Consider the following 19690-nt stretch of genomic DNA (forward strand, 5'->3'; position numbering starts at 1 on the left):
TGGTTTACACTGGCACCAAAAGCAAATCTGCCGAATCAGTAAAGCTGAAAATCTCTTTTGCAAATTGATGCCAGATAAAAAAACACCGCTTTTTTCGCCCAAACGAAAACCGCAAAATTTGGCAGATTAGCAGTAGCGGGGAATTTGCAAATGTGGTATAATACATGCAAGGACACAACTATATAAAGTGTTCTTATCCGGGGCATGCCCCGTATGCCCCGCGATGACGTTAGGAGGCATAAGTATGAAAGTCACAACCGCCGGCAGAAAAGTAGCATTAAAGCAAAGTTTTATTGACCGGGCCCAAGAACGCCTTGCAAAACTGGATAAATTCTTCTCTGAAGATGCAAGTGCGCAGGTAACCGTAACTGTCGAAAAAGATTGGCAGACGGTAGAAGTGACTGTGCGTGACAAAGGTTTTGTTGCCCGCGCGGAAAAAGACGCACCCGCGATGGAAGACGCACTTGAATCCGCCGTTGACGTGATCACCAAGCAAATCATCAAAAACCGCAAACGGCTGGAAACCAGGCTTTATAAACCTGCGTTTGAAGATTTTGCGCCTGTGGCAGAGGAAGAAAACTTTGCAATTGTGCGCGAAAAACATTTCTACGTGCGTCCCATTACCGTCGAAGAAGCGATTTTGGAAATGAACCTGATTGGCCACGCTTTTTATCTCTTCCGTAATGTGGACACCGATGAGCTCAATGTGGTTTACCGCCGCAAAAATGGCAGTTATGGGTTGCTGATTCCAAAAGATTAAGCCAACCTTGTAATATTCCGGCATTTTCCCGTTATCCTATGGAGCGGACACTTTTGTCCGCTCCATTTCTTCATCTTACACGGTCGGTACAGAGTAGTGCTGTTCCGCCCCATCAGAAAGGAATTTAATATGACCTACGACCTTGTTGCCCCTTGCTATTTTGGCACAGAAAGCAGCGCTAGCTTTGATTTTAAGCGCATCGGCGCGGAAAATGTCACAGTGACAGACGGGCGCATTTCTTTTCGCGGAGACGAAAGCGTAATTGCAGCAGCAAACCTTGCAACCCGCTGCACCGAGCGTATTTTGATTTTGCTCAAGCGTTTTCCGGCACGCACTTTTGATGAACTGTTTGACGGCGTAAATGCGATTCACTGGGAAGAGCTGATGCCGAAAGATGCAGAGTTTCCTGTTAAAGGTTCGTCGCTTTCCAGTACGCTTTCCAGCGTGCCCGCATGCCAAAGCATCGTAAAAAAAGCAATTGTTGAGCGCATGAAAGTAGGTCATCATACCAATTTTCTGCCCGAAAGCGGACAGCTTTATAAGCTGCGTTTTTCTATTCGCAAAGACATGGCAGAAGTGTTTTTAGACACCAGCGGTGACGGCTTGCACAAGCGTGGCTACCGTGCCAATGCAACCGAAGCGCCCATCAAAGAAACACTGGCTGCGACGATTGTAGACCTAGCGAGAGTGCGCACTGACAGCCTTGTGCAAGACCCTTTCTGCGGCAGTGGCACAATGATTATCGAAGCAGCGCAAAAAGCAATGCGTATTGCCCCGGGCTTACAGCGGCGCTTTTTGGCCGAGCATTACTCCTTCATGGAGCCTGGCCAATGGCGGCAAGCACGCGAAAAAGCGTTATCTGAAATTCAGCGTGACGTTGCGTTTGAGGGCCGCGGCTTTGATATTGACCCGCGTGCAGTAGAGCTTGCCAACCGCAATGCAAAGCTGGCAGGTGTAGGCAACAAGTGCAAGTTTTTCGTTGCAGATGTTGCAGACTTTATGCCGGATTCTCGCAGTATTATGCTTACCAACCCGCCGTATGGTGAGCGTTTGGGCGACCTGGAAATGGCAGCAAAGCTGGAGAAAACCCTAGGCGAGCGTTTGCGCATCAATCCGGTTTCCGGCTCATATATCATTACCTCTGATGCCGAGTTTGAGCAAAACTTTGGCAAAAAGGCTGCCAAACGCCGCAAGCTGTACAATGGTATGATTCCGTGCCAAGTTTATATGTACTACTAAAACAAGCTAGTTTGATGAGCGCAAAGCTGTGGAATTTACCCGTTGCAACTTTTACCCAAGCATAGGAAAGTAATTGTGTTAAAGTGGCTTATCCGGCTAAGTAGCTAGGCTGCGCTTATCATTTTTGATTTTAGCTGAGTTCGTCGATCCGCTGTCTTCTCGTTGGAAGGCAGCGGATTTTTTTGTAGCAGTGCCAGAAAAAGCTGAACTTTGAAGAATTGTGGTTGCAGGGGAATGGAAACTGTGATAAAATTCGTTGTGGTTTAGAAACTATAACGAAAAAAGAGGAGCAAATCATGTTTACGAAATCGAATCGACTGATCGCCTTATTGCTGGCGGTCGTGCTTGTACTTACCGGCTGCGGTGCAACGACCGCTGCATCATCTTCGCAGGCGGCGTCTTCTGCCGTGCAGAGCAGCTCTCAGCCTGCCGAGGCGCAGTTCCCTGTAACTATTACAGATGCACTTGGCCGTACTGTTACCATCGAAGCAGAGCCGGAGCGCATTGTAAGCGGCTACTATATCACCAGTTCGATGCTGATTGCACTGGGCCTGAAAGATAAAGCCGTTGGCATTGAAGCGAAAGCAGATACCCGCCCCATCTATGCACTGGCTGCACCGGATATGCTGGAGCTACCGAATGTAGGCACTGCAAAAGAGTTTGATCTCGAAGGCTGCGCTGCGCTGGAGCCGAACCTCGTAATTTTGCCTGTAAAACTGAAAGACAGCGCTGCGGCACTCGAGCAGCTCGGCATCACCGTAGTTGCGGTAAATCCCGAAAACGTTGAGCAGCTGTATGACACCATCGAAATGATTGGCGCAGCTACCGGCACCACAGAGCGTGCACAAAAGCTCATCGACTTCTCTAAAGAACGCTATACCATGCTTGAAGAGCTGGCAAAACTGGAAGAAAAACCGAACATATACCTTGGCGGCAACGCTTCACTGCTTTCCACCGCAGGCGCAAAAATGTACCAGAATTCTATGATTGAAGCTGCTGGCGGTGTAAACGTGGCAGCAGAGCTGGAAGACAGCTACTGGGCAGAAGTATCTTACGAGCAGCTGCTTGCTTGGAACCCGGACGTTATCGTGCTTGCTCCCGGTGCAACCTATACAGTAGCAGACGTGCTTGCTGATCCTCAGCTTTCGGGCGTGAAAGCGGTTACCAACGGTGCAGTATACCAGATGCCGCAGGCCATTGAGGCATGGGATTCTCCGGTGCCCTCTACCGTTTTGGGCAGCCTTTGGCTCGCAAGTGTTTTGCACCCGCAGGAATATAAGCCCGAGCAGTTTGTAAATGACACCGCTGCTTACTACGACGAGTTTTGCGGCGTGTCCATCAACCAGAGCCTGCTCGCTTAATGAAAGCGCCGAAACAGCGCCCGGCCCGCATGCTGGTGGTGGTTGCCCTGCTGGTTTGCATTTTGCTCTTCGGGTTTTCGCTCTGTGTGGGGCGTTACCCGTTGCGCTTATCAGCACTTATCGCCCGCGACCCAATGACGACGCGAGTGTTCTACACATTACGGCTGCCCCGCACGGTGCTTGCAGCCACGGTTGGGTTTGCCCTTGCAGTAGCGGGGTTTGTTTACCAACTGGTGTTCCGCAACCCGCTTGCAGCTCCTGATATTATCGGAGTTTCATCAGGTGCAGGCACTGGGGCTGCCGTAGCAATTTTGTTTTTTGGCGGGGGCGCGGTCGTGACCGCCGTTTCGGCATTTACCGGAGGTATTACGGCGGTTTTGCTTGCACTGGTGATTGCCGGTGTCGGCAAGAAAAAGCAGATAGCCACTTTTGTGTTGTCCGGCATTGCGGTAAATGCATTAATGCAGGCGGCACTGATGGCGCTGAAGCTGACGGCAGACCCGGAAAAACAGCTGGCCTCGATTGAATTTTGGACGATGGGCAGCCTTGCAAGTAGTACGTTGCAGAAATTGCCGTGGCCGCTGTTACTGATGGGTTGCGGTTTGGCGGGGATTTTTTTGCTTTATCGCCCGTTGCTCTTTTTAACCTTGGGCGATGATGAAGCACGTATGATGGGTGTACCGGTGGAGCGGCTGCGTCGCGTCGTTTTGCTGCTTGCTACACTTATCGTGGCGGCGGCAGTCAGCGTCACCGGGCTCATCACCTTTATCGGCTTAATCGCACCGCACCTTGCCAGGCTTTTAACGGGCAGCAGCAAAAAAGAAAGCTGTCTGCTTGCCGGTTTGCTGGGCAGTGCGTTGTTGCTGGCCGCAGACTGTGCAGCACGGGGCTTGCTGGGGACAGAGGTGCCAATCAGCATTTTAACATCCCTGCTTGGCGCGCCGTTTTTGGTGTGGCTGGTATGCAGAGAGGAGCGTGTGCCGTGAAAGAGACCTTGCTTAAAGCTCAAAACTTTTCAGTTTATCGCAAGGGAACTTGCGTGGTGCAGGACATCAGTTTTACGCTGTGCCCGGGCGAGTTCACTGCGCTGCTAGGGCTGAACGGCAGCGGTAAAAGTACGCTTCTTTCTGGAGTGTGCGGCCTTTTGCCAGCTACCGGGAGTTGCACCGTAAACGGAGAGCAGATTGCTGGGCTAAAAGAGCGGCAGCGCGCTGCAAAGCTTGCATATCTGCCACAGCGCAGCGAGATGGTGGCAGAGCTGCCGGTGCTGGATGTGGTGTTGATGGGCTTTCATGCTTCACTTCCCATTCTCGGCGCACCGGGGCAGGCACAACGCGAAACGGCAATGCAGCTTTTAGAGCGAGTCGGGATGCAAGATGCAGCCAAATGCAGCTTTTTCGCATTGAGTGAAGGGCAGAGGCAGCTGGTATTACTTGCTCGGGCGCTCGCTCAAAACACTCCGTTTTTGCTGCTGGACGAGCCGGACAGTGCACTGGATTTTAATAACCGGCACCGGATGCTGCACCTGCTAAAAGATTTGGCCCAGCAGGAGAAAAAAGCTTTGCTACTGACCATGCATGATGCCAATTTTGCACTGCATTATTGTGACCGTCTTTTACTGCTGCAAGGCGGCCGCCTTTGCGGAGACTTGCGCACAGCAGAAAATGATGGCACGCTGGAAACGGCACTGCAACAGGTTTATGGCGATGTGGAGTTAGGGCGCTGTGGTGAGCAGCGGATTTTGTTAAAAAGATAAGGAGACGTGTGCGATGCATCCGGTAACCCGAACTTTTCTTTGTGACGAAAACGGAGAGCGCTTTTTTGGTGCGGGCCCCTGCCGCTTGCTGCGAGGAGTGGAACGCACCGGCTCACTTAACGCTGCGGCCACAGAAATGAAAATGGCTTATACCAAAGCGCTTGCCCTGGTGCGCGGATTAGAAAAAGCGCTGGGCACATCGGTTATCTGCCGAACCATAGGCGGAAAAGGCGGGGGAGGCTCTCGGCTAACATCTCAAGCGAAGGAGCTAATCGAGCGATATGAACAATATGAAACGGCCTGCGCCGAAGCAAACCGCGCAATTTTTGAAACGTGTTTTTGCGGCTTCGAAAAAGCGGCACCTTCTCTTGACGGGGAGCCGTCAGATTGGCAAGACAACACTGCTCGCTGAGCTGATTGGTGGCGAAAAGCTGCCTGGGCTGCAAAGCAAAGCGGTTTTCAGCGGTGCTCCTCATCCCGACAAAGTGGAATTGCTGGAAACCACAACCGGGCGCAAAACTGTCGTAGGGCACTATGAAAATGGCAGCATGCAAGTGCAGCCAGAGGGCTTTGAAGCATTTGGTGTGCAATGCATACACGCTGCCGCAACGGCACCGAGTGAGTGGGTTCAAATCGACGAGCTTGGATTTTTAGAGCGTGACTGCGCTGCTTTCGCTGATGCGGTGGAGAGGTTGTTTGAGCAAAAGCGCGTAGTTGCTGTGCTGCGCAAACAGCAAGGCATTCTGCTCAACGATGCATTGCTTGCCCGGCCAGATGTTTTTGTTTTTGACCTCGACGAGCTCATCCCACCTGACGGTTTGCAAATTGGATGTGTGATATTAGCAGCTGGTGAGGCGCGCCGGTTTGGGGCCAACAAGCTGCTTGCAGAGTTTCAAGGCAGACCAATGCTGGAGCAATCTTTCCTGCGGCTGCCCGCAAGGCTTTGGAGTAACACGCTGATAGTAACCCGTAACAAAGAGGTGGCAGAGTTAGCAGCAGCATACGGCTTGCCGACCATAACGCCGGAGGGCGCGCAGCTTTCGGACAGTATTCGCTGTGCTGCAAAAAGCCTAAAAGGCTTGGATGGTGTGCTTTTTTCGGTAGGGGATCAGCCACTTTGCCGAGCGGAAAGCTTACAGCTTATCCTTCGCGATTTTGTTGCACATCCTAACGCCATCGTTCGGCTCTCTTTTGAGGATTGGCAGGGGAACCCGGTGATTTTTCCGGGAGATATGCTTTTAGAACTGGAAGAACTTACCTCCGAGCAAGGCGGCAACACAGTAATCCGGCGCCATACCGAAAGGTTGCGCAGTGTGCAAGCGTTATTTGCAGAGGAACTTGAAGATGCGGATACGCCACAAAAGCTAAACGCACTGCGTCAAATACCGAGAGAGTAAGTTGTCGGAGAGCTGGTTTTGTTCATTTAAATGGCTGAACTTGTGGTTTTCAAACACTTTCCACGTTGGTTAAGATGAATCATTTGCAGCACAAGGCAAGGTTTTGAAACTGCACGGTTACAACATATTTTCTGATTTTAAAACAGACAGATGCTTTGCGGCGTCTGTCTGTTTTTTTGCAATAAAGCAAGATGTGCGCGAAATTTGCAGCTTTACATCGTTTTCGGAAAAGTGTTATACTAAGTTGCGAATCTGCGCCGGCACACGCTTGCCCTTTGCGCAGGAACCGAAACACTACCTACCCGGAGGAGGTTGTATTTTGTATACGATAAAAAATTACCACTTTGCCGAAAGTGTAGACGAAGCAGCAGCGCTGCTCCAAAAAAGCCGTGCCAACACCGTGCTTGGTGGCGGCACATGGCTGCGCCTTGGCGAGCGCAATATTGCTACCGCAATCGATCTTTCCCATTTGGGCCTTGACCAGATTACCGAAACAGAAGAAGAAATTACACTGGGAGCTATGGTATCTTTGCGCGCTTTAGAGCAAAGCACACTATTGCAAACCCAGTTTGGCGGGTTGCTTGCCCGGTGTGTACGCCATATTGTCGGCGTACAGTTTCGCGGCCTCGCCACAGTAGGCGCCAGCGTTGCAAGCCGATACGGCTTTTCGGATGTCATTACGGCGTTGCTTGCACTGGACACTGAAGTTGAGCTTTGCCCCGGTGGCCGTCTGCCGCTTGCGGCGTATTTACAGCAGCCGCCCGCAAGGCAGCTGCTGGTGGCTGTGCATATCAAAAAAGATGGTTGCACTGCGGTACATACTTCGCACCGGTTGACTGAAACAGATTTCCCGGTGCTTGCTGTGGCGGCTGCCCGCTGTAAAGACGGCAGTTTCCGCATCAGCGTAGGTGCACGACCCGCTGTGGCACAGCGCTGCCCGCAGGCAGAACAAGCTGCCGAGGCAAACGGGCCAGAAGCTGCCGGCGAAGCAGCCGCAGAAATGTTGCAGTTTGGCAGCAATACCCGCAGCAGTGCAGAATATCGCAAGGTGCTTGCAAAGGTACTGGTTACCCGCGCGCTCACAGAACTTGCAGAAAAGGAAAGCCTTGCGCGCTGATACGCGCTGGAAAGGTACGGTTTAATATCATGGAACTTCATTTGACGTTGAACGGAAAACCCGTTTCAAAAACCATCGCGCCGGATGCATCGCTGCTCAACTTTTTGCGTGAGTGTGGTTGCCACAGTGTGCGCAGTGGCTGCGATACCGGTAACTGCGGCATCTGCACAGTTTGGGTAGACGGCCAGCCGCTGCTTTCTTGCGCTTACCCGGCAGCACGCGCCGAAGGCAAAAATATCACCACGCTGGAAGGCGTAAAAGCTGAGGCTGATGAGCTGATTCGCTATATGGCAGAAGAAGGCGCAGACCAGTGCGGTTATTGCAGTCCGGGTTTTATTATGGCGGTGCTTGGTATGAAGCGCGAACTACAAAACCCTACGGAAAAAGAGGTTAAACATTACCTCGCCGGCAACCTTTGCCGCTGCACCGGATACGCCAGCCAGACCCGTATTTTGCAAAAATATTTGGCGGAGGTGCAGAACAATGGCTGAACAAAAACTGAAATATGTCAACCATCCTATTCCTAAAAAAGACGCCGAAGCCATTATGGGCGGTGCGCCTGTTTATACCGACGATCTGGTGCCCCCGGGGACATTGACTGTAAAATTGCTGCGCAGCCCGTATGCATCAGCGCGCATTACCGCTATTGATACCGCCGTCGCAAGTAAAGTGCCGGGTGTTGTATGCATTCTTACACATGAGGATGTACCCAAAATCCGTTACAGCTTTGCAGGCTCTAACTATCCCGGCAATAACCCTTTTGACCGATATATTCTCGAAGATGTGGTGCGCTATGTCGGCGACCCGGTTGCAGTGATTGCAGCCGAAAATGAAGCGGCCGCAATCCGCGCGATGAAATTGGTGAAAGTCACCTACGAGCAGCTTCCTCCGGTGCTGGACTTTGAAACTGCTGAAGGCAATGCCTCTGTGGTGCATGACGAAGACGATTATTTTTATCAGATGGACATTGGCGGTGACATCAAAAAGAACCTGCTCTCCAGCGAGGGCTTTGAGCATGGTGACTTTGATGCGGTTTTTGCTGCCTGCCCGGTACAGCTGGACGAAACTTATTACACCAAGCAAAACCAGCAGGCAATGATGGAAACCTTCCGCGCATTTAGCTATGTCGATTACAGCGGTAGCCTTACGGTGGTCAGCAGCACGCAGATTCCGTTCCATGCACGCCGCATTATTGCGCGCGCACTCGGCTTGCCGCCCGCAAAGGTGCGCGTAATCAAACCGCGCATTGGCGGCGGCTTTGGCGCAAAGCAGTCACTCGTTTGCGAATTATTCCCGGCACTGGTTACCCGCAAAACAGGCAGACCTGCCAAAATTGTTTTTACCCGGCATGAATCTTTTTCGGCCAGCAATAGCCGTCACGAATTCCGCGTGGGGGTGCGTCTTGGCGCAGAAAAAGACGGCACAGTAAAAGCGCTTTGGGTAGATAGCCTTGAAAATGCAGGCGCTTATGGCGAGCATGCCGTCAACGTTATCGGGCTGTCGGCACATAAAACGCTGCCGCTTTACGGCAAAGCTTCAGCAAACCGCTATACCGGTCGTGTGGTTTACACCAATACCATGGCGGGCGGGGCTTTCCGTGGATTTGGTGCTACGCAAGGGTGTTATGCAGTAGAAACTACTGTAAATAAAATGGCGCGTCAGCTTGGGCTTGACCCCGCAGCAGTGCGGCTTGCCAATTTACCCACAGTAGGGGAGCCGATGCCGGCTTACTATAACGAAACCCTGAACAGCTGTTCGCTGGACCGCTGTATCGCAACCGGCAAAAAAATGATTGGCTGGGATGAAAAATACGTGCCCGGCAGCTTTGGCCGAAAAACCGGCCCCCACACCTACCGCGGTATGGGTATGGCAATTACCATGCAGGGCTCTGGTCTTACCAACCTGGATGCTTGTTCGGTAACTCTGCGGCTGGATGATGACGATTATTACACGCTGATGATCGGCGCATCCGATATGGGCACTGGTTGCGATACCATCTTGGCGCAGATGGCAGCCGAAATTTTGTGTTGCCCTGTCGAAAACATTACGGTAGACGGTGTTGATACCAATCACTCGCCTTATGATAAAGGCTCTTATGCTTCTTCCACCACCTACGTTACAGGCAATGCAGTGGTAAAAGCGGCAACCCAGCTGGTCGAAAGAATGCGTGATGTCGCGGCGCAAAAGCTAAATGTGCCTGCAACAACACTTTGCTTTGATGGCACTACCTTCACTGATGGAGAGAAAAGCCTGACGGTAAAAGAAATCGGCATCGAAAGCGTCAACGGCCAAAACGACTGGCTTACTGTAACCGCAAGCTTCAGCGGTAAAGCATCTCCGCCGCCGTTTGTGGCAGGCTTTGCTGAAGTTGAGGTGGATACCGAAACAGGAAAAGTGACCTTACTGGATATGGTTGGCGTAGTAGACTGCGGCACCGTGGTAAATAAAAGCCTTGCCCGCGTTCAGGCAGAAGGCGGCCTTGCACAAGGCGTTGGTATGGCCCTTTATGAAGATGTGCGTTATAGCACTGCCGGTCAGTTGCGCACCGATAGCTTTATGGATTACAAAATTCCCAGTCGGCTTGATCTGCCGAATATTCGCGTTGCTTTTGAAGAAAGCTACGAACCCAGCGGCCCGTTTGGCGCCAAAAGCATCGGCGAAGTGGTCATCAATACCCCGACTCCCGCTATCGTAGAAGCCATTCGCAACGCTGTCGGCGTAGAAATTCACTCACTGCCTGCAACAGCAGAAAAAGTGTACATGGCCTTACAAAACTCAAAAATGGCTTAGTTTTGGGCAATTTTGGCAGATAGGTGATAGCGAACTAGTAAACATAACACAAAAACATCACAAATTTGCTACAAAGTTTAGCAAAAAATTGGGGTTTCCAAATCTTTTTGCAATATGCTATACTTTTATGCGTTGGGCAAAAGCCGCAAGCCTTTGCTCCAATGCAACTATGGCCTGCAATCGCGCGGTGCCTAAATGAATAATAAAGCACGATTCGTATATTTTTGAGGATTGGCTCAAACGTTTCTACCTCCCTGCCGGAACGGGGAGACTACGAGGAAGTGATTTCACAGCCGGGCAGCTTTGCGCGGTGTGATTTTGCCGTCCTCTTTTGAGGGCGGCTTTATTTTTTTGCCGGAGGTGATTTTTTGGATAGATTGACAGGCACTGGGGTGCGCCGGTTGGATGCGCCGGATAAAGCCCGCGGAATTGCGAAGTACGCAGCGGATTATACCGCACCTAACATGCTGCACCTTGCGCTGGTACGGGCAGAAGTTGCCCATGCAGATCTGCTCGAGGTGGATGCTTCCGCACTTCCGAAAGATGCATTTTGCTTTACGGCAAAAGATTTGGCAAGCAATTTGCTGCCTTCGATTATGAACGACCAGCCCGTTTTTGCAGAAGACAAAATTCGTTTTTGGGGCGAGCCGGTTGCAGTAGTTGCGGCAGCCACACCGCAAAAAGCGAGAGAGGCTGCGGCATCGGTCAAGCTGCGATGGAACCCGCTGCCGGTGGTTTGCGGAGCAAAAGAGGCTTTGCAAAAAGAGGCTGCAACAGTACAAAAAGCTGGCAATGTATGTTCCGAATTTCACTGCGTGAAAGGTCAGCCTCAGCATGCGTTTGATGAATGCGAGCTTGTTTTGGAAGATGAATTTTTTCTGCCAACACAGGAGCATGGCTATTTAGAACCCGAAGCAGCGTTCTGCCAAAAAGATGAAAAAGGCCGGCTTTGCCTTGTTGCTTCTACCCAAAATGCATTCGCAGACCGCGAGATGATTTGCCATGTTCTTGACCTGCCGCAAGAGAAAGTCGCCTGTAAGGCGGCAGTAGTAGGCGGAGGGTTTGGCGGCAAAGACGGAAACACCGCACAGATTTTCCCCGCGATTGTTACATACTTTACCGGTCGTCCCAGCAAGCTGGTTTTTACGCGAACCGAAAGTATTCGAACCAGCTATAAACGTCATAGTGCTACCGTTCACGTCAAGATGGGCTTTACAAAAGAGGGCATTATTCACGCATTTGAAGGGGAGATGTGGCTGGATACCGGCGCGTATGCAGCACTCGGGCCGGCGGTTTTATCGCTTGGTACCGAGCATCTGCCGGGCCCCTACCGTATCGAGCATGTAAAAGTGGACGGTTGGCTGGCTTATACCAACAATACACCAGCGTCGGCAATGCGTGGTTTTGGTGCCCCGCAGGGTGCAATGGCAACAGAGTGCCTGATTAGCCAAGCGGCAGTAAAGCTTGGCATTGACCAGGTTGAAATTCGCCGCAAAAATGCGTTGCGCAAAGGCGATACCGGTGCATTGGGGCAGTTGATGGAACACTCTGTTGGCTTGCAAGAAGCGCTTGACCAGTTTGAACGCTCTGACTTTTACAAGGAGATGCGGACAAACAGCGACCCCGGAATCGGCTACGGCATTGCCGCAGGCATGATGAGCAGCGGTATGGGCAGGGGAATCCCCGACCACGCCACAGTGACGATTGAAAAAACAAGTACCGGATACCTCGTGCGGGTCGGCGTAGTCGACATTGGACAGGGAAGCGAAACTGCACTTGCCATGTTGGCCGCCGAGGCACTGGAGGTACCGATTTCAGCGATTGAAATGCGGATGGCCAATACAGATGAAACCATCGACAGCGGCTCTACTGCTGCCAGTCGCAGTGTTTATATCTGCGGTAACGCACTGCTTGCAGCGGCAGAAAAAATAAAAGCAGGCGCAAACAGCGCTACCGAGCAAGCGGTTTTTCCAGAAAACAAAACCGATGTAGGTATGCCGGGATTGCCCCATACCCTTTACGGTTTCATCGTGCAGGGCGCAAAAGTGAGATTGGACAACGCCACTGGTGCAGTTACTGTGTTGCGCGTACATAACACCACCGAAGCAGGCCGCATCCTGAATCCTGTCTCTATGGCAGGGCAGATTTTTGGCGGCATTGCAATGTCGACCGGATACACTCTTTCAGAAGAAATTCGCTGGCGCGAAGGCCGCTCTCTCGAAGATAGCTTTGCAAGCTATGTCATGCCGACAGCGCTGGATGTGCCGCAGATGACAAGCGATAACATTGATGCTTACGAGCCGACCGGTCCCGCCGGAGCCAAAGGCGTGGCCGAGGCTTCTACCGTGGCGCTTGCCCCGGCAATTGCTGCAGCGGTAGAAAATCTGCTGCCCCAAACGCGGCTAACCGAGCTGCCGCTTCGGCGCGAGAAAATTCTTGCAGCGACAAAAAAATAAACCTTGGCACTTGCCGCATCTGCGGTTTTGCGATAGCCGGCGGCATAAGCCGGACGCACCGATTTTAGGAGGAAACAAGATGAAAAAGATTCTTGCACTTACCATGGCTATGGCACTTAGCCTTACCCTGTTCGCAGGCTGCGGCAGCAAAGCTCCCGCTTCCAGCGCAGCAGCTTCCGGTTCCGGCGCTGCAAATGGCGAAAAAACCGAGCCCCTCAAGATTGCGCTTATCCTGCCCGGCGCCAAAGACGACGTCAGCTTTAATCAGGCAATGTACGAAGGCATGACCGAGATTGAAGCCGAGTACGGCGATGCTGTCGAAGTCAGCTATGTCGAAAACGTATATGACGTTGCAGACATCACCCCGACTGTCATCGACTTTGCTGAAGAAGGCTATGATTTGGTCTTCGGCCACGGCTTCCAGTTCATGGAGCCCATCATGGAGCTTGCAGACCAGTACCCCGACACCGTCTTTTTGACCGGTACCGGCTATCTGACCTCTGACAATGCTGGCTATTACAATACCCACCTTGCATCCGGTGGCTATGTGATGGGCGTTATTGCAGCGACCATCAGCGAGACCGGCAAAATCGGTGTCATCGGCGGCAGCAACGTGGCAGAAATCTATCAGGGCCACGAAGGCTTTAAAGCAGGCGCAAAAAGCGTAAACCCCGACATCGCCATTGAAGAAGTTTACACCGGCGACTTTAATGACACCCCGCTTGCCAAAACCACTGCCGACGGCATGTATGATGCAGGTGTAGATGTTATCTGGCACTCCGGCGACGGCATCGGCCTCGGCGTTGTACAGTCGGCGAAAGAAAAAGGCAAGTACTGCCTGACCAACGCAGCCGATCAGTCCAGCCTGGCACCGGAAAGCGTTGTCAGCGGCGTAGTGTACGACTGGAAACTGGCGATTCGCGAAGCAATTGAAGATGTAAAGGCTGGCACCTTTGCAACTGGCGAAAAGGCTTACTGGTGCACAGTAGAGAACGGCGGCATTAACATTGCCCCGTATCTGGAAGGCGCAATGACGGAAGAGCAGACCGCAACCGTCAATAAAGTGGTCGAGGACATTCGTTCCGGCGCGCTTGAAATTCCCGAGTATAAATAAGCCTTTATCGGCTGAAACGAAAGCGGAATACCCCGAAGCGCAGGGCAACCTGGGCTTCGGGGTAGCTCGTTGTTAAGTGCAGGAAAAACAACCATACCAAACAAAGGCGGGGGAGATACTTTTGGAATACGCAGTTGAATTGCGAGGCATAACCAAACGGTTTGGAAGCAATGTTGCAAACAAACAAGTAGATTTAAAAATCAGATCAGGATCGATTCATGGCCTGCTCGGCGAGAACGGCGCAGGTAAATCCACCCTGATGAATGTGCTTTACGGCCTTTATAAACCGGAAGAGGGCGAAATCTACCTGCGGGGAGAGCGTCACGTTATCGATTCTCCGCTCAAAGCAATGGAACTGGGCATCGGTATGGTGCACCAGCACTTTATGCTGGCACGCCCGTTGACCGTGGCAGAAAATATCATGGTAGGCACAAAGTCAAAGCGTGGCCCGCTGCTGGATACCCGCCGCGTCATGCGCGAAATTCAGGAAGTGAGCGATCGCTATCATCTTGATGTAGACCCCGCTATTAAAATTGAAGCACTTTCGGTAGGTCAGCAGCAGCGCGTAGAAATTTTGTCTGCCATCTATCAAGGTGCTGATATTTTGATTCTGGACGAGCCCACTGCCGTGCTGACACCGCAGGAAGTACAGGAGCTGTTTGTGATTCTGCGCAAAATGCGGGAGGACGGCAAGTCGGTTATTCTCATTACTCATAAGCTCGACGAAATCATGGAAATCGTAGATGAAATTAGTGTGCTGCGTGACGGCGAGTATGTCGGCAGCCGTGTAATGGGCCCCGATGTTACCAAAGACGAGTTGACCCAAATGATGGTGGGCCGCGAAGTGCTGTTTGACTTTAGCGATGCGGGCACATTGACAGAGCCCGGCAAAGTGAAGGTAGCTTTACGCGATGTGCACGCAAAAAATACCTGCGGGGTAGAAGCGCTGCGCGGCATTTCGCTCGAACTTCATGAAGGAGAGATTTTGGGACTCGCGGGGGTCGACGGCAATGGCCAGAAAGAGCTGGCAGAAGTATTAACTGGCCTGGCTAAGGTGAGTGAAGGCGAAATGCTTTACAACGAAAAACCGATTCAAAATCGCCGGCCGATTGATTATATCAACGATAAAATTGCCCATGTACCGGAAGATCGCCAGACGACCGGCATTGCAATGAATTTTTCCATCAAAAACAACCTCATTATAAAAAATCATGGTGCAAAACGTTTTAAAAAGGGCCCGGTAATTAACTATGACGTGGTAAACGCTTATGCTGAAGAGCTGATGGAGCAATACCACGTAAAGGCAACTGGCCGCAATGAAATTATCAAAAATCTTTCGGGCGGCAATCAGCAAAAAATTGTGCTGGCTCGTGAGCTTGCTGATGAACCGGAATTTTTGATTGCAAGTCACCCGACCCGTGGCTTGGACATTGGCGCGAGCGAATATGTTCGCGGACAGATTCTTGCCCAGCGCAACAAAGGCGTAGCAGTTTTATTAATTTCAGCAGATTTGGAAGAAATTTTACAGCTTTCTGACCGCATTGCGGTAATTTATGATGGGCGCATTACCGGCATTTTGCCGCGCGGCGCTTCTGCAGAAGAAATTGGCTACTTGATGCTTGATAACCAAAAGAAGGAGGCGCCCCATGGCAACCAAGAAAAAGAAAAATCTCGCGTATAAGTTAGACAAGGGCCTCTCCCGTTTGCTGCCTGCCCTTGGCACCATCGCACTGGCTTTGCTGGTGGGCGGCATTATCATTGCCATCTCGGGCAATAACCCGCTGGAAGCATATGCACAGATGTTCAAGGGTGCATTCGGCTCGAAAAGCCGCATCAGCGAAACGCTTGTTAAAACAGTACCTCTGATGCTGCTTGCACTCGGTGTTTCTGTGGCATTCCGCAGCCAGATTTGGAATATCGGTGCAGACGGTCAGTTTACTATTGGCGCCATTTTCGCAATCTGCGTTACCCTTTATCTGCCGGGCGAAAACATTTTTATTCTGCTGCTTTCGTTTGTAGCCGCTTTTGTTGGCGGTGCACTTTGGGGTGGACTTTCCGGCTTTTTAAAAGCAAAGTTTAACGCCAACGAGGTTATTACTACGCTGATGCTGAACTATGTAGCGCAGTATCTGCTTGCATACCTCATTCGCGGCCCGCTCATGGACCCCAACGGCGGCAACAATCCTCAGTCTGCGTCTATCCCGGAAGCTTACCGCCTACCGCGCTTTGTTTCCAACCTGCGCGTCAACTATGGCATTTTTATTGGTCTGGCGGTGCTTATTTTCATTTATTATTTCTGGCGCAGTGCTTACGGGTATAAGCTCAAGCTGGTCGGCGCCAGCAACACGGTGGCAAAATACGCTGGGCTTAAAGTTTCCGGCATTGTGCTTTTTACCATGGTGCTTTCCGGCGGTATTGCCGGTATCGCGGGCTGGACCGAAGTTTTTGGCGCCCAGTACCGCTTGCTCGACAACATCTCATCCGGCTATGGCAATCTTGCCATTGTTGTGGCATTGCTCGGCAACCTGCGCCCCATCGATATCGGCATTGCCTCGTTCTTCTTTGCAGCGCTGATGTCTGGCGGCAACGCTATGCAGCGCATGACCGAGGTGCCTTACTCGGTGGTGGATATCATTCAGGGTCTCATTATCGTCTTTGTTATCTGCCGCACAGTAGGGCAGAGCAACGGCTGGAAACAATGGATTGCCGCGCGCCGCAATGCGCGTAAAGCGGTTACAGCTGGCGCGGCCGAAGAGGACGGCGGAGAGGAGGACAACGGATGATTCAGCAAATTTTTACCACAACTTTTTTTGCAAGCGTGCTTGGCTCTGCCATTCGTCTTGCCACCCCAATTCTCGCCACTTCTTTGGGCGAAATTTATACCCAACGTTCCGGTGTTATGAACCTTGGCCTAGAGGGGACCATGCTGATGGGAGCACTTGCCGGTTTCCTTGGCTGCTATTTTAGCGGAAGCCTTGCACTGGGGGTGCTTTGTGGCATGGCAGCGGGTGTTCTGATGAGCACCGTTATGGCTTTCCTCAGCGTAACAATGAAAGCGAATCAGGTCATTGCAGGCACCGCACTTACTATTTTGGGCAGCGGTCTTGCAGCATTCATCTATCGCTCTGTGTTTGGCCTGCAAAAATCTCCGCCGCAGGTAGAGAACTTCCGCGCGCTGCCGATTCCCGGCTTGTCCAAAATTCCATTTTTCGGGGACGTGCTGTTCAATCATAATCTTTTGGTTTATATTATCTTCGCACTGGTGCCCATCACATGGTTTGTGCTTGAAAAAACCGTGCTTGGCCTGCGTATTAAAATGGTAGGCGAACATCCGCGCGCGGCAGATTCGAAAGGCATTTCGGTAGCCGGTGTGCGTTACACTGCGGTGATGATTGGCGGCGCTTATGCCGGACTTGCCGGCGCTTACCTTACCATTGCCTACATGAACAGCTTTACCGATAATATTGTTTCGGGTCGTGGATACATTGCCCTTGCAGTTGTTATCTTTTCTCACTGGAAGCCCAGCCTTGCCATGTGGGGCTCGCTATTGTTTGGTTTTGCAAATGCATTGCAGATTCGTTTGCAGGCACTCGGCGCGCCGATTCCAAACCAGTTCTTGCTGATGCTGCCTTACGTCATCACTATCGTAGTGCTGGTAGGTGTATCTAAAAAAGCAGAATTTCCGTCGGCTTACACACAACCCTATTCAAGGATGGAACGATGAGCAAACGAAAAAAATGGAGCATCGCTTTTGCAGTGGTAGCTTTACTGGTTGCAGTGCTTGCAGGCTTTTTGCTTACCCACCCGGCACTTTCGCCAAAGGGTGAACCATACGCCGAAAAGCGTGTGCTGGCAATGGCAAAAGCGGCAAACGAAAATGACCCCGCAAAAGTATACGATTTTTTGACCAAAGAGCTGCGGGATATCTGCAGCAAAGAAGAGTTTTGTAAAAACTGGGAAGATGAGCGAACCTATCCTTATTTGATTCCGTTTTGGATCTTTTTCCGGGGAATAGAGATGGAACAGGGGAATGAACAGGGCAGTGCTAAATTTGAGCGTGCAGCCCGGTTGCCCGGCCAGTTTGAAGAGTACGGCATTGTCTACGAAAACGGCGGATATTATATCGATGCATTCCGCACGATTGCAGACGGCAGCTATGTCGAAATCTTCGAGCGCCTGTCATAACATTTTACGGCGTTGCCCCAGACGCAGCAAAAGCCTACCCAAACACCGAAAGGAAAGTTCTGAGCTATGAGTTTTGTATTACACCGCCCGCAAACACTTGCGCAGGCCATAGAGCTTCAACCCAAAACAAACGGGAGTTACCTTGCCGGTGGCACCGTTTTAATGGTCAACTATAACAAAGGGCTGTCCATTGGGCAAGAAGTCATTGACCTTACCCAGGTTGCAGAACTGCACTCTGTGCAAGAACAAGAAGATGCTTTGGTGCTTGGGGCTGGCCTCACTTTTGATGAGCTAGAGCACCTGCCGCTTTGCCGCCAATACGCCTATGCGCTTTGGCAGGCCGCCTGTGAAGTGGGCGGCCCCCAGGTGCGCAACCGTGCTACGCTGGGCGGCAATTTGTGTGCTGCATCACCCTCTGCAGATGCAGCAACACCGCTTTTGGCGCTTGGAGCAGAGTTTGAACTGGTAGGCGCAAAAGGGACAAGACGCGTTGCCGCCGAGCAGTTTTTTACAGCACCAGGCAAAACGGTAAAGCTGCCGGACGAGATATTGACTCGCGTTTTTGTACCAAAGGCAGGCAGCGAATCACTCTTTTATAAAGTGGGCAAACGCAATGCGCTTGCGGTATCCTGCATCAATATGGCGGTTGCTGTAAATGCAAACAGCGAAGGCAAGCTTTCTGCGCTGCGTATTGCAGTTGGCGCAGCTGCACCAACCGTGCGGCTGTGTGCCAAAACCGCAGCACTGCTTGAGGGTAAAGCGCTGACCCAAGAGGTGCTTTTACAGGCGACAGAATTGGTTCAAACAGAAATTGCACCCATAGACGACCGCTGGGCCAGTGCTGATTACCGACGTATGGTTTGTGCAAATCTTTTAGAAAAACTGGTTTTGGAACTTGCAAACAAGGAGGGTGTTTAGTATGGCACAGATGCTGCATTGCACCGTGAATGGCACGTTGGTAGAACGAATGGTAGAAGACGATACCACGCTGCTTACCTTTTTGCGGGAAGAGCTTGGCCTTACCGGCACCAAAGAGGGCTGCGGTGAGGGTGATTGCGGAGCTTGCACTGTTTTGGTGGATGACACCAGCGTAAACAGCTGCCTTTTCCTTGCATTGCGCGCAGAAGGTCGCAGTATTACCACGATTGAGGGTATTGAGCAAGATGGCGAGCTAAGCGATATTCAGCAGGCTTTTATCGACCACGGAGCGATTCAATGCGGGTTTTGCAGTCCGGGAATGATTGTTTCGGTCAGCCATTTGCTGAACCAAAACCCCGAGCCCAGCGAAGAAGAAATTCGCCGAGGGATGTCCGGCAACCTCTGCCGCTGCACCGGATACCAACAAATGGTAGAAGCGGTGCAGGAAGTAGCTGCTCATCGCAAGACGGAAAAATAGTCTGAAAAAGCAATCTTAATTTAAAACAAAAAGCCCCTGCCTAGCAATGCGCCAGAGCAGGGGCTTTTATTATATAGAACAGGATGCGGCTTCTCCGAAAACAAGCTGTTGTTTAGCAT

18 protein-coding genes and 1 riboswitch are annotated in these 19690 nt (G+C 51.5%); all 18 genes read left to right on the top strand.

Going from position 1 to position 19690, the window contains the following annotated elements; translation table 11 throughout:
• The first annotated feature begins 244 nt into the window (after positions 1-244).
• Positions 245-760: a ribosome hibernation-promoting factor, HPF/YfiA family gene (hpf, locus tag C1A11_RS00280; protein WP_102048437.1), complete on the top strand. Its 516-nt coding sequence runs from the start codon at positions 245-247 to the stop codon at positions 758-760.
• Between the two features lie 129 nt (positions 761-889).
• Positions 890-1999, top strand: coding sequence for a THUMP domain-containing class I SAM-dependent RNA methyltransferase (locus C1A11_RS00285; RefSeq protein WP_102048438.1), 1110 nt, complete (start codon positions 890-892; stop codon positions 1997-1999).
• 296 nt (positions 2000-2295) lie between these two features.
• Positions 2296-3360: an ABC transporter substrate-binding protein gene (locus tag C1A11_RS00290; protein WP_102048439.1), complete on the top strand. Its 1065-nt coding sequence runs from the start codon at positions 2296-2298 to the stop codon at positions 3358-3360.
• Complete coding sequence (locus tag C1A11_RS00295; protein WP_102048440.1) at positions 3360-4346, top strand: FecCD family ABC transporter permease; 987 nt, start codon at positions 3360-3362, stop codon at positions 4344-4346. Before C1A11_RS00290 ends, C1A11_RS00295 begins: the two co-directional genes overlap by 1 nt.
• On the top strand, positions 4343-5116 hold the full coding sequence (locus C1A11_RS00300) for an ABC transporter ATP-binding protein (RefSeq protein WP_180950183.1): 774 nt from the start codon (positions 4343-4345) through the stop codon (positions 5114-5116). The genes C1A11_RS00295 and C1A11_RS00300 overlap by 4 nt, the downstream gene beginning before the upstream one ends.
• 13 nt (positions 5117-5129) lie before the next feature.
• Positions 5130-5528, top strand: a complete 399-nt coding sequence (locus C1A11_RS00305) for a winged helix-turn-helix domain-containing protein (RefSeq protein WP_102048442.1) — start codon at positions 5130-5132, stop codon at positions 5526-5528.
• Positions 5485-6513, top strand: a complete 1029-nt coding sequence (locus C1A11_RS00310) for an NTP transferase domain-containing protein (protein ID WP_180950184.1) — start codon at positions 5485-5487, stop codon at positions 6511-6513. Before C1A11_RS00305 ends, C1A11_RS00310 begins: the two co-directional genes overlap by 44 nt.
• Positions 6514-6832: 319 nt before the next feature.
• Positions 6833-7630 carry an FAD binding domain-containing protein gene (locus C1A11_RS00315; protein ID WP_102049194.1) on the top strand — a complete coding sequence of 266 codons (798 nt, stop codon included), beginning with the start codon at positions 6833-6835 and terminating at the stop codon, positions 7628-7630.
• 29 nt (positions 7631-7659) lie between these two features.
• On the top strand, positions 7660-8121 hold the full coding sequence (locus C1A11_RS00320; protein WP_102048444.1) for a (2Fe-2S)-binding protein: 462 nt from the start codon (positions 7660-7662) through the stop codon (positions 8119-8121).
• Entirely contained in the window at positions 8114-10420 is a 2307-nt protein-coding gene (locus tag C1A11_RS00325; protein WP_242965772.1) for a xanthine dehydrogenase family protein molybdopterin-binding subunit, read from the top strand. The genes C1A11_RS00320 and C1A11_RS00325 overlap by 8 nt, the downstream gene beginning before the upstream one ends.
• A gap of 194 nt (positions 10421-10614) precedes the next feature.
• A riboswitch (purine riboswitch) is annotated at positions 10615-10714 on the top strand.
• A gap of 74 nt (positions 10715-10788) precedes the next feature.
• A complete protein-coding gene (locus C1A11_RS00330; protein ID WP_102048445.1) occupies positions 10789-12876 on the top strand; it encodes a xanthine dehydrogenase family protein molybdopterin-binding subunit in 2088 nt (695 codons plus the stop codon).
• 79 nt (positions 12877-12955) lie between these two features.
• A complete protein-coding gene (locus C1A11_RS00335) occupies positions 12956-13990 on the top strand; it encodes a BMP family lipoprotein (protein ID WP_102048446.1) in 1035 nt (344 codons plus the stop codon).
• 121 nt (positions 13991-14111) lie between these two features.
• Positions 14112-15671, top strand: a complete 1560-nt coding sequence (locus C1A11_RS00340; protein WP_102048447.1) for an ABC transporter ATP-binding protein — start codon at positions 14112-14114, stop codon at positions 15669-15671.
• Complete coding sequence (locus tag C1A11_RS00345) at positions 15637-16773, top strand: ABC transporter permease (RefSeq protein ID WP_102048448.1); 1137 nt, start codon at positions 15637-15639, stop codon at positions 16771-16773. The genes C1A11_RS00340 and C1A11_RS00345 overlap by 35 nt, the downstream gene beginning before the upstream one ends.
• Positions 16770-17714: an ABC transporter permease gene (locus C1A11_RS00350; RefSeq protein ID WP_102048449.1), complete on the top strand. Its 945-nt coding sequence runs from the start codon at positions 16770-16772 to the stop codon at positions 17712-17714. Before C1A11_RS00345 ends, C1A11_RS00350 begins: the two co-directional genes overlap by 4 nt.
• Positions 17711-18175 carry a hypothetical protein gene (locus C1A11_RS00355; RefSeq protein WP_102048450.1) on the top strand — a complete coding sequence of 155 codons (465 nt, stop codon included), beginning with the start codon at positions 17711-17713 and terminating at the stop codon, positions 18173-18175. The genes C1A11_RS00350 and C1A11_RS00355 overlap by 4 nt, the downstream gene beginning before the upstream one ends.
• 66 nt (positions 18176-18241) lie before the next feature.
• Positions 18242-19093 (top strand): FAD binding domain-containing protein, encoded by an 852-nt coding sequence (locus tag C1A11_RS00360; RefSeq protein WP_102048451.1) that lies wholly within the window; start codon positions 18242-18244, stop codon positions 19091-19093.
• 1 nt (position 19094) lies between these two features.
• A complete protein-coding gene (locus C1A11_RS00365; protein WP_102048452.1) occupies positions 19095-19571 on the top strand; it encodes a (2Fe-2S)-binding protein in 477 nt (158 codons plus the stop codon).
• Positions 19572-19690: the final 119 nt, after the last annotated feature.

Source organism: Pygmaiobacter massiliensis (genome assembly GCF_900199435.1).
In the GTDB taxonomy this organism is placed as follows: Bacteria; Bacillota; Clostridia; order Oscillospirales; family Ruminococcaceae; genus Pygmaiobacter; species Pygmaiobacter massiliensis.